Annotated in this window: 10 protein-coding genes; 6 read left to right on the top strand and 4 right to left on the bottom strand. The window is 62.7% G+C overall.

All coding sequences use genetic code 11. The annotated features are described in order from the left end of the window. Positions 1 to 32 precede the first annotated feature (32 nt). The 3 genes from AC5ZG1_RS20150 (at position 33) to AC5ZG1_RS20140 (ending at position 4,835) form a co-directional block, all read left to right on the top strand. Positions 33 to 1,832: an FAD-dependent oxidoreductase gene (locus AC5ZG1_RS20150; RefSeq protein ID WP_496133857.1), complete on the top strand. Its 1,800-nt coding sequence runs from the start codon at positions 33 to 35 to the stop codon at positions 1,830 to 1,832. Beyond that, complete coding sequence (locus tag AC5ZG1_RS20145) at positions 1,802 to 3,649, top strand: 2-oxoacid:acceptor oxidoreductase subunit alpha (RefSeq protein WP_456642048.1); 1,848 nt, start codon at positions 1,802 to 1,804, stop codon at positions 3,647 to 3,649. The genes AC5ZG1_RS20150 and AC5ZG1_RS20145 overlap by 31 nt, the downstream gene beginning before the upstream one ends. Before the next feature lie 130 nt (positions 3,650 to 3,779). After that, complete coding sequence (locus AC5ZG1_RS20140; RefSeq protein ID WP_496133856.1) at positions 3,780 to 4,835, top strand: 2-oxoacid:ferredoxin oxidoreductase subunit beta; 1,056 nt, start codon at positions 3,780 to 3,782, stop codon at positions 4,833 to 4,835. Positions 4,836 to 4,973: 138 nt separating this feature from the next. Here AC5ZG1_RS20140 and AC5ZG1_RS20135 read toward each other — a convergent pair whose 3' ends face one another. The 4 genes from AC5ZG1_RS20135 to AC5ZG1_RS20120 all read right to left on the bottom strand — a co-directional run bounded on the left by AC5ZG1_RS20135 (position 4,974) and on the right by AC5ZG1_RS20120 (position 11,155). Continuing rightward, complete coding sequence (locus AC5ZG1_RS20135) at positions 4,974 to 6,164, bottom strand: ABC transporter substrate-binding protein (RefSeq protein ID WP_130224445.1); 1,191 nt, start codon at positions 6,162 to 6,164, stop codon at positions 4,974 to 4,976. A 215-nt stretch (positions 6,165 to 6,379) separates the two neighbouring features. Then, the gene (locus AC5ZG1_RS20130; protein WP_028166582.1) at positions 6,380 to 7,924 is read right to left on the bottom strand and encodes a SpoVR family protein; all 1,545 of its coding nucleotides are present in this window, start codon (positions 7,922 to 7,924) and stop codon (positions 6,380 to 6,382) included. Next, positions 7,921 to 9,192 carry a YeaH/YhbH family protein gene (locus AC5ZG1_RS20125; protein ID WP_456642192.1) on the bottom strand — a complete coding sequence of 424 codons (1,272 nt, stop codon included), beginning with the start codon at positions 9,190 to 9,192 and terminating at the stop codon, positions 7,921 to 7,923. The genes AC5ZG1_RS20130 and AC5ZG1_RS20125 overlap by 4 nt, the downstream gene beginning before the upstream one ends. 19 nt (positions 9,193 to 9,211) lie before the next feature. Beyond that, a complete protein-coding gene (locus AC5ZG1_RS20120; RefSeq protein ID WP_028166580.1) occupies positions 9,212 to 11,155 on the bottom strand; it encodes a PrkA family serine protein kinase in 1,944 nt (647 codons plus the stop codon). A gap of 486 nt (positions 11,156 to 11,641) precedes the next feature. Between AC5ZG1_RS20120 and AC5ZG1_RS20115 the strand changes: the two genes are divergently transcribed. From AC5ZG1_RS20115 to AC5ZG1_RS20105, 3 genes are all read left to right on the top strand, one after another. Then, entirely contained in the window at positions 11,642 to 12,262 is a 621-nt protein-coding gene (locus AC5ZG1_RS20115; protein WP_496133855.1) for a hypothetical protein, read from the top strand. A 60-nt stretch (positions 12,263 to 12,322) separates the two neighbouring features. After that, positions 12,323 to 12,769 (top strand): DsrE family protein, encoded by a 447-nt coding sequence (locus AC5ZG1_RS20110; RefSeq protein WP_496133854.1) that lies wholly within the window; start codon positions 12,323 to 12,325, stop codon positions 12,767 to 12,769. A gap of 211 nt (positions 12,770 to 12,980) precedes the next feature. Next, entirely contained in the window at positions 12,981 to 15,827 is a 2,847-nt protein-coding gene (locus tag AC5ZG1_RS20105; protein ID WP_496133853.1) for a bifunctional transaldolase/phosoglucose isomerase, read from the top strand. Positions 15,828 to 15,842: the final 15 nt, after the last annotated feature.

Genomic DNA, 15,842 nt, shown 5'->3' with positions numbered 1-15,842 from the left:
TCCGACTTGGGTCCTGCGCGGATAAGGTAGGAATGAAACCGACTGATATCTCGGCGCCGGACTATTTTCACAAAGTAGTCGACTGCCAATGGGCCTGCCCCGCACACACTCCGGTTCCCGAATATATCCGTCTGATTGCCGAGGGGCGTTACAGCGACGCCTACATGATCAATTGGCAATCGAACGTGTTTCCCGGCATTCTGGGCCGCACGTGCGACCGTCCATGCGAGCCGGCGTGCCGTCGCGGCCGCGTCGAGGAAAATCCGGTCGCGATCTGCCGCTTGAAGCGCGTCGCGGCCGACTTCAAGGACGATATCAAGCACCGTTTGCCACGGCCCGGACCGAAGAACGGCAAGCGCATTGCGCTGATCGGCGGCGGCCCCGCGTCGCTCACGGTGGCGCGCGACCTTGCCCCGCTCGGCTATCACTGCACCATATTCGACCAGGATCCCAAGGCCGGCGGCATGATGCGGACGCAGATCCCGAAATTCCGCCTGCCGGATTCGGTGATCGACGAGGAAACCGACTACATCCTGGGCCTCGGCATCGAGTTCAAGGGCGCCCACCGCATCGACAGCCTGAAGCAACTGCTGTCCGAGAACTATGACGCGATCTTCGTCGGCTCCGGTGCGCCGCGCGGCCGCGAGCTCGACATTCCCGGCCGCAAGGAGGCAGCCGCCAACATCCACATCGGCATCGAGTGGCTGTCGTCAGTGTCGTTCGGCCATGTCGAGAAAATCGGCCGCCGCGTGATCGTGCTCGGCGGTGGCAACACGGCGATGGATTGCTGCCGCACCGCGCGCCGCCTCGGCGGGGCGGACGTGAAAGTGATCGTCCGCTCCGGCTTCGACGAGATGAAGGCCTCCCCCTGGGAGAAGGAAGACGCGCTCCATGAGGACATCCCGATCCTCAATTACATGGTGCCGGTCGCCTTCATCCACGACAACGGCAAGCTCACCGGCATCACCTTCCAGAAGGTGAAGGCCGAATACGACGCCAAGGGCCGGCGCAATCTGGTGCCGTCAGGCGAGCCCGACGAGACTGTGGCCTGCGACGACGTGCTGGTCGCGGTCGGCCAGGAAAACGCCTTCCCCTGGATCGAGGCCGATTGCGGCATCGAATTCGACAAATGGCACATGCCGAAGGTCGATCCGACGACCTTCGCCTCGACCAATCCAAAAGTGTTCTTCGGCGGCGATGCCGCATTCGGCCCGAAGAACATCATCTGGGCGGTGGCGCATGGCCATGATGCCGCACTGTCGATCCACAAGATGCTGTCCGGCGAGGACATCAACGAGCGCCCGCTGCCCGAGGTGCACGTCTCCTCGCAGAAGATGGGCATCCATGAATGGAGCTACGACAACGACATCTCCACCGACAAGCGCTTCAAGGTGCCGCATCGCGACAAGGTGATCGCGCTGAAGGACATCCGCGCCGAGGTCGAGCTCGGCTATGACCTCAAGCTCGCACTCGGCGAGGCCGAGCGCTGCCTGAACTGCGACGTGCAGACGGTGTTCACCGCGCCGCTCTGCATCGAATGCGACGCCTGCGTCGACATCTGCCCGATGGATTGCATCACCTTCACAGAGAACGGCGAGGAGGACGATCTGCGGCAGCGGCTGAAGGCGCCCTCGCCGCATCACGACCAGGCGCTCTATGTCGCCGACGGCCTGAAGACCGGCCGCATCATGGCGAAGGACGAAGACGTCTGCCTGCATTGCGGTCTGTGTGCCGAGCGCTGCCCGACCGGCGCCTGGGACATGCAGAAATACCTCATCGATATGGTTCACGCGGGATCAACATGTCAGTCCAAAGCCCGATCAGCAGCGTAAACGACTTCGTCGTCCGCTTCGCCAACGTCAACGGCTCGGGTTCGGCGAGCGCCAACGAATTGTTCGCGCGTGCGATCCTGCGCCACGGCGTGCCGGTGTCACCGCGCAACATCTTCCCCTCCAACATCCAGGGCCTGCCGACGTGGTATGAAGTGCGGGTGACAGAAGCCGGCCATCTCGGCGCCCGCGGCGGCGTCGACATGATGGTGGCGATGAACCCGCAGACCTGGGACAAGGATGTCGCCTCGATCGAGCCTGGCGGGTATCTGTTCTACGATTCCACCAAGCCGATGCCGTCGTCGAAATTCCGCGCCGACATCACCGTGATCGGGGTGCCGCTGACCGCGATCACCAACTCGACCTATACCGATCCGCGCCAGCGCCAACTGTTCAAGAACATCATCTATCTCGGCGCGCTGTCCGCGCTGCTCGAGATGGATCCGAAGCTGATCGAGCAACTGATCGGCGAGCAGTACAAGGGCAAAGAGAAGCTGCTCTCCTCCAACGTCCATGCGCTGCATCTCGGCCGCGACTGGGCGCTGCAAAACCTGAAATGCCCGATCGGGCTCAGGGTCAAGAAAGCCGACAAGGTCGGCGACCGCATCTTTCTGGAAGGCAACAGCGCCGCCGCGCTCGGCGCGGTCTATGGCGGCGCCACGGTCTGCGCGTGGTATCCGATCACGCCGTCATCTTCGCTCGCCGAGGCCTTCACCAACCACTGCAAGAAGCTGCGGCACGATCCGGAGACCGGTCAGGCGAAATATGCGATCGTGCAGGCCGAGGACGAGCTTGCTTCGATCGGCATCGTGATCGGCGCCTCATGGAACGGCGCGCGCGCCTTCACCACGACCTCCGGCCCCGGCATCTCCTTGATGACGGAGTTCATTGGCCTGTCCTACTTCGCCGAGATTCCGGCCGTGATCATGAATGTGCAGCGCGCCGGTCCTTCGACCGGCATGCCGACGCGCACCCAGCAATGCGACATCATCGCCTGCGCCTATGCTTCGCATGGCGACACCAAGCATGTGCTGCTGTTCCCGGAAGATCCGGCGGAGGCGTTCGAGTTTGCCGCGACCGCCTTCGATCTTGCCGAGCGGCTGCAGACCGTGATCTTCGTGATGCTCGATCTCGATATCGGCATGAACCACCGGCTGTGCCGGCCGCTGCGCTGGGACGACGCGCGGCAATATGACCGCGGCAAGGTGATGACCAGGGAGATGCTGGAAGAAGGCCGCGATTTCGGCCGCTATCTCGATGTCGACGGCGACGGCATTCCCTTCCGCACCTATCCCGGCACGCACCCGACCAAGGGCTCGTACTTCACCCGCGGCACCTCGCGCGACCGCTATGCGCGCTATTCGGAGGAAGGCCCTGTCTACGCCGACAACATGCAGCGCCTGGTGCGCAAGTTCGAGACCGCGCAGGATCTGGTGCCGCGGCCGCTGCAGGCCAATGCGGCCAAGCCGACCAAATATGGCGTGATCTATTTCGGCTCGACCGCGCCGGCGATGGACGAGGCGATCGAGATTCTGGACGCGCGCGGCCATCATCTGGATCGGCTCCGCATCCGCGCCTTCCCGTTCCACTCCAGCGTCGCCAGCTTCATCGCCGACCACGATTTCGTTTACATCGTCGAGCAGAACCGCGACGCGCAGCTCCGGCAATTGATCGTCAACGAGAACGGCATCGATCCCGTGCGGCTGGTGCCGATCCTGCATTATGACGGCACGCCGATCACCGCGCGCTTCATTGCGAACGCGATCGGCGACCACCAGGACCATCTCAAAGTGACCCCTCTGCGCAAGGCCGTGTCATGAACTCTCCTTTCATCTCTCCGGCGTCATGCCCGGGCTTGACCCCGGCATCCACGCCTTTCTTTCTCCTGACCAGTACGTGGATGGCCGGGTCAAGCCCGGCCATGTCGCGGCGGGGATCGCAGGTGTTATTATGACCTACATTGCAAAGCCGAAATTCCATCATCCCGGCCTGAAGAAGAACGAGCTCGGCTATACCCACCGCGACTACGAGGGCAAGATCTCGACGCTGTGCGCCGGCTGCGGCCATGACTCGATCACAGCCTCGATCATCGAGGCCTGCTACGAGCTCTCGATCGAGCCGCACCGGGTGGCGAAGATTTCCGGCATCGGCTGCTCGTCGAAGACACCGGACTATTTCCTCGGCAATTCGCACGGCTTCAACTCGGTGCACGGCCGCATGCCGTCGGTGCTGACAGGCGCCAACCTCGCCAACCGCGACCTGATCTATCTCGGCGTTTCCGGCGACGGCGATAGCGCCTCGATCGGCTTCGGCCAGTTCGCGCATTCGATCCGCCGCGGCGTCAACATGACCTATATCGTCGAGAACAACGGCGTCTACGGCCTGACTAAGGGCCAGTTCTCGGCAACCGCCGACCGGGGCTCGAAGTCCAAGAAGGGCGTGGTCAATACCGACAACGCAATCGACCTGGTCGCGATCGCGCTGCAGCTCGGGGCCACCTTCGTGGCGCGCAGCTTCTCCGGCGACAAGACCCAGCTCGTGCCGTTGATCGCGGCCGCGATCCAGCACAAGGGCGCGTCCTTCATTGACGTCATCAGCCCCTGCATCGCCTTCAACAACCACGCCGGCTCGACCAAGAGTTTCGATTATGTCCGCGAGCACAACGACGCCGTGAACCGGCTCGACGTGCTGGTCGGCCGCGAGCCGATCCATGTCGACTATGCGCCCGGCACCGTGCAGGTGGTCGAGCAGCACGACGGCTCGCGGATCGCGCTGCGCAAGCTCGATGCCGATTACGATCCGCATGACCGGGTGGGCGCGATGACCTTCCTGCAGAAGCACGCCGCCAAGGGCCAGATCGTCACCGGGCTGTTGTACGTCGATCCGGAAGCCGAGGATCTGCACGCCCATCTCAACACGGTGGACACCCCGCTCAATACGCTGGATACGAAGGCGCTCTGCCCCGGCTCCGCCGCGCTGGACAAGATCAACGCCAGCCTGCGTTAGCTGCGCCCCCTCTCCCGCTTGCGGGAGAGGGCGGGGGTGAGGGTGTCTCCACGAGTCATTACGTGGAGAGGGCCCTCACCCGGCGCTATGCGCCGACCTCTCCCGCAAGCGGGAGAGGTGAAAGGAGCCTGCGCGCCCTCACTTGTCGCCGAGCACGTCGCCGAACAGGACCCATGACTTGCCGTCGAAGCGCGCCATCTGGATTTGCCTGATCGGCGTGACATTGGTCGGCTCGGTCGTCACCTTGATGCCCGGCAGCAGCATCGGCAATTCGAGCCCGTTGAGATTGCTGGCCTGCTTAATAATGTTATCGCGGCTGAGATCGTCCTTGCAGTTCTTCAGCACCGCAGCCATCACGCCAGCAACCGTATAGCCCTGCACATTGAAGAGATCGCCGGGGCTGGCATTCGGCTGATACTTCTTCATCCAGGCCGAGAATTCCTGCTGCGCGGGATCGTCGGCCCAGCGCGGATCAGTCGGGTCCTTCAGATACAGGCCAGTAACAACACCGACGGCGTTCTCAAGACCAGCAGGTTCGAGCACGGCGGATACGGAATTGGAGACGGTCGGCAGGATGATCAGCGGTTTCCAGCCCATGCCGGCGGCCTTGCGCAGCGCTTGCGCCGCGAACTTCGGTGTCGCCTCGGCAAAGAACACGTCTGCGCCGGACTCGCGCATCGACACCATCTGTGAATCGATGGTCGGATCGCTGGTCAGATAGGTCGTCTCGGATACGATCTGGCCGACATGCTCGCCGAGCCCTTCCTTGAAACCCCTCAGATAATCCTTGCCGGCGTCCTCGTTCGGCGTGATCACGGCGATCTTGGCGTCCGGCTTGGTCCGCAGAATGTACTTGGCGTAGAGCCTGCCTTCGAGTTCGTAGGTCGGGTTGAAGCCGACGGTCCAGGGGAACTGTTTCGGGTCGTTCCACCGCGTCGCGCCCGACGAGACGAAGAGCTGCGGCACGCGCTTGATGTTCAGGTATTTCTGAACGGCGATGTTGGGCGCGGTGCCGACGGAACTGAACAGCGCAAGCACCTCATCCTGTTCGACGAGCTTGCGTGTCTGCTCCACCGTCTTCGACGGCGAATAGGCATCGTCCAGGCTGTCGAACTCGATCTTGCGGCCGTTGATGCCGCCCTGGTCGTTCAACATCTGAAAATACGCGGCTTCCGCGCGCGCGATGGTGCTGTAGGCCGATGCGGGCCCGCTGTAGGGCGCGGTGTTTCCAAGCTTGATGGTGGTTTCGGCACTGAGCGAAGCTGACATCGTCAGCATCGAGAGCGCGGCGGAGGCGAGAGCGCCCGCCAGACATTTGCGAGTTGTCACGGTCTATTTCCTTTTTGGTTTTTTCGACCGCGCGCACCATACCAATCGCGCCAGATGAGGCAATCGCGCAAGAATTCCGCGTGCCGGCAATTCGTGAGACACACGATCGCTGCGTAGCCCGGGTGGAGCGGAGCGTAACCCGGGGACGGCTGCATCTGTATTTACGAGAGGTCCCGGGTTACGCTGACGCTTCACCCGGGCTACGGCTTCGACCGCTACGCCACTGCGGGCAGGATGCGCGGGCTCACGACATATTCCTTCAGCACCTTGTCGTGAGTGTCGACCTCGGTGAGAACCACGTCGTAGCTCCAGAGGTCGGCGAGGTGCTGCAGCACGCGACGCGCATCGGTTTCGACCAGTTGCGATCCCTTGACGACGGTATGGCGCAGCATCAGCCGACGATCGCCTTCAAGGTCGACATCGACGACCTCGATGTTGGGATCGATGAAGCCGACATCGTATTGCCGCGCCAATTCGCGGCGCACCCGGCGATAGCCGCGCTCGTCATGGATGGCATCGACGCGGATGCCAGCGGTCTCCGCGGGATCGTCATGCAGGTGGAACAGGCGCAGGCGCCGTACCAGCCGCGGGCTCAGGAATTGGCCGATGAAGCTCTCATCGCGGTAGTTGGCCCAGACCTCGCGCAACACGCCCATGACATCGCCCCTGCCCGCGATGTCAGGAAACCATTCGCGGTCCTCGTCCTCCGGCTCGGTCACGATCCGCTCGATGTCCTGCATCATCGCAAAGCCGAGCGCATAGGGGTTGAAGCCGGAGAAGCGGGGATCGTCGAATTCCGGCTGGAACACGACGTTGGTGTGCGACTGCAGGAATTCGAGGAAATTGCCGTCGGAAATGCGGTCCTGCTCGTGCAGCCGGTTCATGATGCGGTAATGGGTGTAGGTGGCGGTGCCCTCGTTCATTACCTTGGTCTGGCTCTGCGGATAGAAATACTGCGCGATGTGGCGAACGATGCGCAGCACTTCGCGCTGCCAGGGTTGCAGCCGCGGCGCGGTCTTCTCCAGGAAGTACAGGATGTTTTCCTGCGGCAGCCCGAGCAGGATGCGGCGGCGCTCCGCGGTCAGCGCAGCCCTGGTCTTCGCGGGTCCCGTCGGGACCGTGCGCCAGAGATCGTTGAAGGCGCTCTCCTCATGCGCGCGGCGCTCGCCGGCGCGTTTCTCCTCGGTGCGCAGGTCGAGCTTCTTCTTGCCGGGATAGCGATCGATGCCGTGCGACATCAAGGCATGCGCGGCGTCGAGCGTATGCTCGACCGCCCGCCGGCCGTGGCGATCCTCGCAGTGCGAGATATAGCCCTTGGCGAATTCGAGATAGTCCAGGATGCCGTCGGCGTCGGTCCATTGCTTGAACAGGTAGTTGTTCTTGAAGAAATGGTTGTGGCCGAAGGCTGCGTGCGCGATCACCAACGTCTGCATGGTCGCGGTGTTTTCCTCCATCAGGTAGGAAATGCACGGCGAGGAGTTGATCACGATCTCGTACGCCAGTCCCATATATCCTTTGCGGTAGGACGCTTCCTGAAAGGCGAAGTGTTTGCCGAACGACCAGTGTTTGTAGAACAGGGGCATGCCGACCGACGAATAGGCGTCCAGCATCTGCTCGGCGGTGATGACCTCGATCTGGTTGGGATAGACGTCGAGACCGAGCTCCGATTTCGCGATCTCCTCGCAGGCATCGTGGACGCGCTGCAGCGTGCGGAAATCCCAGTCGGCGCCGTCGAACAGCCGCTCACCTGTCTTCGTCATGGCGTGGCCTTCTCCTGCTTGCCGCGACGCTTGAACAGGTCCTGGAACACCGGGAAGATCTCGCTGCGCTCGCTCACCTTGCGCATCGCGAGCGGCGCGCCCTCGTTGCGCAGGCGCTCGTAAAGGGTCCAGAGCGAGGAGTCCGGCATGTCGAAGGTGTAGTTTGCGGCCTCGCCGACCTCGAGATAGGCAAAGAACTGGGTGACCGGGAGGATCTGCTCGGTGAGCAGCCGTCCGGTCAGGAGGCTGTCCGAGGTCATGTTGTCGCCGTCCGAAGCTTGCGCGGCGTAGATGTTCCAGTCAGCCGGTCGAAAGCGGGTGCGTACGATATCGTGCATGGCCTGCAGCGCGCTCGAGACCAGCGTGCCGCCGGAAGCGGGGCCATGGAAGAACGTATCCTCGTCCACCTCTTCGGCGCGATCGGTGTGGCGGATGAACACGATCTCGACGTGGCGATAACGCCGCTTCAGGAACACGTAGAGCAGCATATAGAACCGCTTCGCCAGGTCCTTCATGTGCTCCGACATCGAGCCTGACACGTCCATCAGGCAGAACATCACGGCTTGCGCCACCGGCTTCGGCACAGTCTCGAAACGGCGGTAGCGGATATCGATGGGATCGATGAACGGGATCCGTTTGGCCTTGGCCTTCAGCGCCGCGATCTGCGCCAACAGTTCGGAGCGTCGCGGCTCCTCGGCCTCCGCCGCCTCCGCCTCGAGCTCGGCGATCTGTTCGGGCCGCGGCCGGCGCAGCGCGACGCGACGCGCCAGCGCGAGCTTGACGGTGCGGCTCACGGAGATGTTTGCGGGCGAGCCCGAGGTGGTGTAGCCGGCGCGATGCAGGCCTTCGCTCTCCGCCTCCGCCAGCTTGCGCTTGGCGAGGTCGGGCAATTCCAGGTCGTCGAGGAACAAATTGACGAACTCGTCGCGGCTCAGGACGAAGCGGAACGCGTCCTCGCTGTCGCCCTCGCCCGGCCCCGTTCCGCGGCCACCGCCCTGGTTCGGACGCGGCAGGATATCGCCTTCGACGAACTTCTTGTTGCCGGGCAGCACCATGTCGCGGGTGCCGCCCTCGCGGCGGAAGCGCGGCTCATCCATGCCGTCGAGCGGTATGGAGATCTCACCGCCTTCCAGCACATCCTTGATGTCCCGGTCCTGCGACGTCTTCTTGACTGCTCCCTGAACCAGGGCCTTTGCGCGCCTCAAGAACCGCTGTCGGTTCTCAAGGCTCTTGCCGCCCGGATTCAGGCGCCGATCGACAATGTGCATCGTCACTTCGCATCCCGCCTCAGCCAGCCTGCTTCACCCGCATATACCATTCGACGAGACGGCGGACCTGCCGCTCGGTGTAGCCACGCTCCACCATCCGCGCGACGAAGTCGTCGTGCTTCTTCTCGGTCTCGCCGTCCTTCTTCGAACCGAACGAGATCACCGGCAGCAGATCCTCGACTTGCGAGAAGATCCGCTTCTCGATCACGTCGCGAACCTTCTCGTAGGAGGTCCAGTTCGGGTTCTTGCCGCCATTATGCGCCCGCGACCGCAGCGAGAATTTGACGACCTCATTGCGGAAGTCCTTCGGGTTGGCGATGCCGGCGGGCTTCTCGATCTTGGTCAGCTCCTGGTTCAGAAGCTCGCGGTTGAGCAACTGGCCGGTGTCGGGATCCTTGAAGTCCTGATCCTCAATCCAGGCGTCGGCGTAATCGACGTAGCGATCGAACAGGTTCTGGCCGTAATCCGAATAGGATTCGAGATAGGCCTTCTGGATCTCGTTGCCGATGAACTCCGCGTAACGCGGGGCGAGATCGGCCTTGATGAATTCGAGATAGCGCTTCTCGACCTCCTCGGGCAGCTGCTCGCGGCGGATCGAATGCTCGAGCACATACATCAGGTGCACGGCATCGGCCCCGACCTCTGTCGTGTCGTGGTTGAAGGTGGCGGCGAGCACCTTGAACGCGAAGCGCGTCGAGACGCCGTCCATGCCTTCGTCAACACCGGCGGCATCGCGATATTCCAGGACGCTGCGCGCCTTTGGATCCGATTCCTTCAGGCTCTCGCCGTCATAGACCCGCATCTTGGCGAACAGCGTCGAGTTCTCGTGCTTGCGCAGGCGCGACATCACCGAGAAGCGCGCCAAGGTCTCCAGCGTCGCCGGCGCGCAAGGTGCGCTGGCAAGCTCGGAGCCCTGGATCAACTTCTCGTAGATCTTCTGCTCCTCGGTGACCCGCAGGCAGTAAGGCACCTTGATGACGCAGATGCGGTCGATGAAGGCCTCATTGTTCTTGTTGGCCTTGAAGCTCTGCCATTCCGCCTCGTTGGAGTGCGCGAGGATGATGCCGCCGAACGGGATCGCGCCGATATTCTCGGTGCCGATATAGTTGCCTTCCTGCGTCGCCGTGAGCAACGGGTGCAGCATCTTGATCGGCGCCTTGAACATCTCGACGAATTCGAGGATGCCCTGGTTGGCGCGATTGAGTCCGCCCGAATAGCTGTACGCGTCGGGATCGTTCTGCGCGTAGGTCTCGAGCTTGCGGATATCGACCTTGCCGACCAGCGAGGAGATGTCCTGGTTGTTCTCGTCGCCGGGTTCGGTCTTGGCGACCGCGATCTGTCGCAGCCGCGACGGCTGGATCTTGGCGACGCGGAATTGCGAGATATCACCGCCGAAGGCCTCGAGCCGCTTGTAGCACCACGGGCTCATCAGCCCGGTGAGGCGCCGCTGCGGAATGCCGTACTTCTCCTCCAGCATCGGCCCGAGCTGATCCGGATCGAACAGGCTGAGCGGGCTTTCGAACACCGGGCTCAGTTCGTCGCCGGCCTTCAGCACGTAGATCGGATGCACTTCCATCAACGCCTTGAGCCGCTCGGCGAGCGATGACTTGCCGCCGCCGACCGGCCCGAGCAGATAGAGGATCTGCTTGCGCTCTTCCAAGCCTTGCGCGGCGTGACGGAAGAAGCCGACGAGCCGCTCGATCGTGTCTTCCATGCCGTAGAAGCCAGCGAACGCCGGATAGGTGCGCATCGTGCGGTTCATAAAGATACGGCCAAGGCGAGGGTCCTTGGCCGTGTCGATCATCTGCGGCTCGCCGATCGCGGCCAATAGTCGTTCTGCTGCATTCGCATATCGCATCGGATCAGTTCGACACGACTCGAGATATTCCGCCATCGACATATCGCTCTGGCTTCGAGCCTCGAACGACCTAGCGAAAGCGTTGAACAGAGAATCGTTGTACATGATCCCTCTCCACGATATGTTGCGCCGCCTTACGAGAACGACCCGGTTTGCCGAAACGTTCCTCGAATCATGCTCGACATGCTGGTCCTATTGGACACTCGCCAGCCTCTCTTCCGCAATGCGCGGCGCAAGCAGCTGCTGCCTTATCAACAAGCAGCCAGCCTAATAGTTCATCAAAAACGCGATTTGTCATTTACTTTCTTGGCCATGTAACTGGTCCGCCACATCCGTGGTTCTACCGGAATGCATGCCGGAGGACCGACAAAGACCAGGCTTCCCTGCCATCCGCAAATGCCGTTCTGACTGCCTTTCGGCTGCCATCGCGCTGCTCCTTCACGCCTACGAACTGCCACAGGTTTGAACGCATCTGGCTTCTGCCGCGACTAAGTCCAACCCGCCAGCACATCGTGACGCAGCGTCGTCGCCGCGCCAGTCGAGGTGGCGCTTATCATTTCATATAGATCGCTTGCGTTCGCTGAACAGATCATGAAGCGTATTTTATTCTCCGTTCACCTTGTTGTAGCAGCCGCAATGCTCGCGGGAATTGGCCACAGTCGCGCCGAAGATGGCGTTGACAGCGCCAAGACCGCAGCTTTCGACAAGAGGATATTCGCAGGCCCCCTCGCCGAAAAGAGCTACGCCTGCTTCGTGCGCGGTTATGACGCCAATCATCTGGCGCAACATCCGAAGCAGAAAGCGAGCGCGATGAAATTATTGGTGACGGCGGAGAACGCGCGGGAGGAAAAAACCACCAGCCACTCCTTCCGCCTTGGAATTAAGTACCATCACCGCACCGGCAATTTCGACTCCAGCGGCTTTTGCGGCCATGTTGTCACACAGGACGCGAGCAACGAAATCCGTTTCGATTGCGGCGTCGATTGTGAAGGTGGCGGTATCAATGTGGCATTGTCGAAAGACGACAAGTCCACCATCATCCGTCTTGAGCGGATCAGGACTTGGAATCGCAACAAGCCGGACCAAGAGGCCGAAGACGCGCTCGTCGCCGGCGCGGACGACAAGATCTTTCGCGTCGATCGCGCAGGCGCGGAAGAATGTGCCGAGCTTGTGACCGACCGCCGGGAACTCGCCGCCATCAGGCACAAATGATACGCTCGCGAAGTGGATAATACGCTCGTCGGCCAGCCAACTCAATTGAGGGAGGGTGCCATGCATCGCCGCAGCATCTTAGCCGGCGCGCTTACGACTTTAGGCGCCCTAGCCGGCTCACGCGCCCGCGCCGCCACCGAGGCATCTCCTCCCGCCAACCTCAAGGTAGTCTATCACCTGAGCGACCTCGAAAAGGTCGACTTTGTGCTCGGCAACATCCAGAACCATTTCGACGGCGTCGGCGGACCCGAGAATGTGACCATTGCCCTCGTAGTCCACGGGCCGGCGCTGCGCGCGTTCCATACAGCCTCCGCCAATCCCGACCTGTCGCGGCGCGTTCAGCAGTTTTCCGGGGATGGCGTCGAGCTTGCCGCCTGCGGCAACACCAAGAAATCGCAGAATGTCAGCCTGAAGGAGCTCCTCCCCGGCTTCGTGGTCGCCGACGAGGGCGGCGTCGTCCGCCTCGCCGAGCTGCAGTCGCGGGGCTACCTGTATCTCAGGCCGTGAACAGTGCACTGCACCGTCATAAAATTGTTCAGAGTTCGCGGTTGCATCGGATCAAATCCGAGGGATCGAACCTGTCAGGGTGGAGTTGTCTCTTTTTGATGCGCATATTCATTTTTGGCAGCCCTTTCCGCCCCGTGTTGACAATCCGGTCTCGCCCCAGAAAGCTGCTGGGGAACCCGTCCACCGACCCGATCGAGCAGAAACAGGCATCATGAACCCCGTCAAAACACTCGAAAACCACGGCCAATCGGTTTGGCTGGACTTCCTGGCCCGCGGCTTCATCGCCAAAGGCGACCTCAAGCAGCTGATCGACGAGGACGGCGTCAAAGGCGTCACCTCCAACCCCTCGATCTTCGAGAAGGCGATCGGCAGCTCGGACGAATATGACGGGGCGATCGGCCATGCGCTGAAGAAGGGCGATCGCCCGGTCGCCGAACTGTTCGAGCATCTCGCCATCACGGACATCCAGCACGCCGCCGACGTGCTGCGTCCGGTCTATGACCAGCTGGACGGCAAGGACGGCTTCGTCAGCCTCGAAGTGTCGCCCTATCTGGCGATGGACACCAGGGGCACCATCGCCGAAGCGCAGCGGCTCTGGAAGGAGGTTCGGCGCAAGAACCTGATGGTGAAGGTGCCGGCGACGCCGGAAGGCCTACCCGCGATCGAGCACCTGATCGGCGAAGGCATCAGCATCAACATCACGCTCCTGTTCTCGCAAAAGGTCTATCTTGAGGTCGCCGAGGCCTATCTGAAAGGCCTGGAGAAGTACGTCGCCGGCGGCGGCGACCCCTCGCATATTGCGAGCGTGGCGAGCTTCTTCGTCAGCCGTATCGACACCGCCGTCGACAAGCAGCTCGACGACAAGATCGCGAAGGCCAACGATCCCACCGAGAAGGAGCGGCTGGCGTCGCTGAAGGGCAAGGTCGCGATCGCCAACGCCAAGCTGGCGTACCAGGATTACAAGCGGATCTTCGCCGGTCCGCGCTGGGACAAGCTGGCGGCTAAGGGGGCAAAGCCGCAGCGGCTGCTGTGGGCCTCGACCGGCACCAAGAACAAGGACTACAGCGACGTCCTTTATGTTGAGGAGCTGATCGGCCCCGACACGGTCAACACCGTGCCGCCGGCAACGCTCGATGCTTTCCGCGACCATGGCAAGGTGCGCGACAGCCTCGAGGAGAACATCGAGGACGCGCGGCGCGTGCTCGATGAACTGGAAAAATCCGGGATCTCGCTGGACGCGATCACCGCCGAACTGGTCAAGGACGGCGTCAGGCTGTTCGCCGATGCCGCCGACAAGCTTTATGGCGCGGTCGCCTTCAAGCGCGCCACCTCGCTCGGCACCGGCATCGACGGCCAGAAGCTCAAGGTCGTTGGCGAGCTTGCCAAGGCCATCGAAGAGAATACCGAGGAATGGCGTGCCTCGGCCAAGGTCCGCCGGCTCTGGCATAAGGACAAATCGGTCTGGACCGGCGAGGATGAGGACAAATGGCTGGGCTGGCTGACCAGCCCGGCGAAGGCCGACATCGCCGACTACGAGGATTTCGCCGAGCGCGTGAAGGGCCAGAAATTCACCGACGCGGTCGTGCTCGGCATGGGCGGCTCCAGCCTGGGGCCGGAGGTGCTGGCGGAGACCTTCGCCAAGAAGGCAGGCTTCCCCAAGCTGCACGTGCTCGATTCCACCGACCCGGCGCAGGTGCGGGCGATGGAAGCGGCGGTCGATATCTCGAAGACGCTGTTCATCGTATCCAGCAAATCCGGCGGCACCACCGAGCCGAACGTGATGAAGGACTATTTCTTCGACCGCGTCTCCAAGACGATCGGCGCCGCCAAGGCCGGCCACCGCTTCATCGCAGTGACCGATCCCGGCTCGTCGCTGGAGAAGACCGCAAAGCGGCAGGGCTTTGCCCGCATCTTCTACGGCGAGCCCACGATCGGCGGCCGCTACTCGGTGCTCTCCCCCTTCGGCCTGGTGCCGGCCGCCGCCGCCGGCATCAATATCCGCAGCCTGATCAAGCATACGCTGTCGATGGTGCGCTCCTGCGGCGCCGATGTGCCGCCGCACGAGAACCCGGGCGTGCAGCTCGGGCTCGCGATGGGGCTCGCCGGCCTCGAAGGCCGCGACAAGGTGACGATCACCTCGTCCAGGAAGATCGCCGATTTCGGCGCCTGGGCCGAGCAGTTGATCGCCGAATCCACCGGCAAGGACGGCAAGGGCCTGATCCCAATTGACGGCGAGACGCTGGCCGAGCCGGCTGCCTACGGCGACGACCGCTTCTTCATCGACCTCCGCACCGAGGGCGAGAACGACGCCGAGCATGACGCCCGGCTGGACGCGCTGGAGCAAGCCGGCCATCCCGTGGTCCGGATCGTCCTGCCGTCGATCGACCATATCGGCCAGGAGTTCTTCCGCTTCGAGATCGCGGCTGCGGTGGCAGGCTCGGTGCTCGGCATCAACCCGTTCAACCAGCCAGATGTCGAGGCGGCCAAGATCAAGACCCGCGAACTGACCGCAGCGTTCGAGAAGTCCGGATCGCTGCCGGCCGAACAGCCGGTGGTCTCGACCGCCGAGGCCGACCTCTACACCGACGAGCACAACGCCGCCGCGCTGCGCAAGGCCGGCGCCGACGGCACTCTCGGCTCATGGCTCAAGGCGCACCTGTCGCGCTCGCAGCGCGGCGACTATGTCGCCCTGCTCGCCTATATCGAACGCGACAAAGCGTTCATCGACGCGCTGCAAAAAATGCGGCTTGCCGTGCGCGACGGCAAGCATCTCGCCACCTGCGCCGAGTTCGGGCCGCGCTTCCTGCACTCGACCGGCCAAGCCTACAAGGGCGGCCCCGACAGCGGCGTGTTCCTGCAGATCACCGCCGATGATGCTGCGGACCTGCCGGTGCCAGGCCAGAAGGCGAGCTTCGGCGTCATCAAGGCAGCGCAGGCGCGCGGCGATTTCGACGTCTTGACCGAACGCGGCCGGCGCGCGCTGCGCGTCCATCTCAAGGGTGGACTCGGCCCGGCGCTAGCCACGCTGGACGCCGCACTTAACGAAGCCCTCAACTAGAGCATGGTCCCGAAA

Source organism: Bradyrhizobium sp. Leo78 (assembly GCF_059512425.1).
Note: the sequence above shows the minus strand (reverse complement) of the source record. Positions and strands in the feature narration are given on the sequence as shown.

What these genes read in the sequence shown, in the direction of transcription:
- AC5ZG1_RS20150 (WP_496133857.1), top strand. Translation starts at nt 33, where the DNA reads ATGAAACCGACTGATATCTCGGCGCCGGACTATTTTCACAAAGTAGTC.
- AC5ZG1_RS20130 (WP_028166582.1), bottom strand. Translation starts at nt 7,924, where the DNA reads ATGACGAAGACAGGTGAGCGGCTGTTCGACGGCGCCGACTGGGATTTC.
- AC5ZG1_RS20140 (WP_496133856.1), top strand. Translation starts at nt 3,780, where the DNA reads ATGACCTACATTGCAAAGCCGAAATTCCATCATCCCGGCCTGAAGAAG.
- AC5ZG1_RS20115 (WP_496133855.1), top strand. Translation starts at nt 11,642, where the DNA reads ATGAAGCGTATTTTATTCTCCGTTCACCTTGTTGTAGCAGCCGCAATG.
- AC5ZG1_RS20125 (WP_456642192.1), bottom strand. Translation starts at nt 9,192, where the DNA reads ATGCACATTGTCGATCGGCGCCTGAATCCGGGCGGCAAGAGCCTTGAG.
- AC5ZG1_RS20105 (WP_496133853.1), top strand. Translation starts at nt 12,981, where the DNA reads ATGAACCCCGTCAAAACACTCGAAAACCACGGCCAATCGGTTTGGCTG.
- AC5ZG1_RS20110 (WP_496133854.1), top strand. Translation starts at nt 12,323, where the DNA reads ATGCATCGCCGCAGCATCTTAGCCGGCGCGCTTACGACTTTAGGCGCC.
- AC5ZG1_RS20145 (WP_456642048.1), top strand. Translation starts at nt 1,802, where the DNA reads ATGTCAGTCCAAAGCCCGATCAGCAGCGTAAACGACTTCGTCGTCCGC.
- AC5ZG1_RS20120 (WP_028166580.1), bottom strand. Translation starts at nt 11,155, where the DNA reads ATGTACAACGATTCTCTGTTCAACGCTTTCGCTAGGTCGTTCGAGGCT.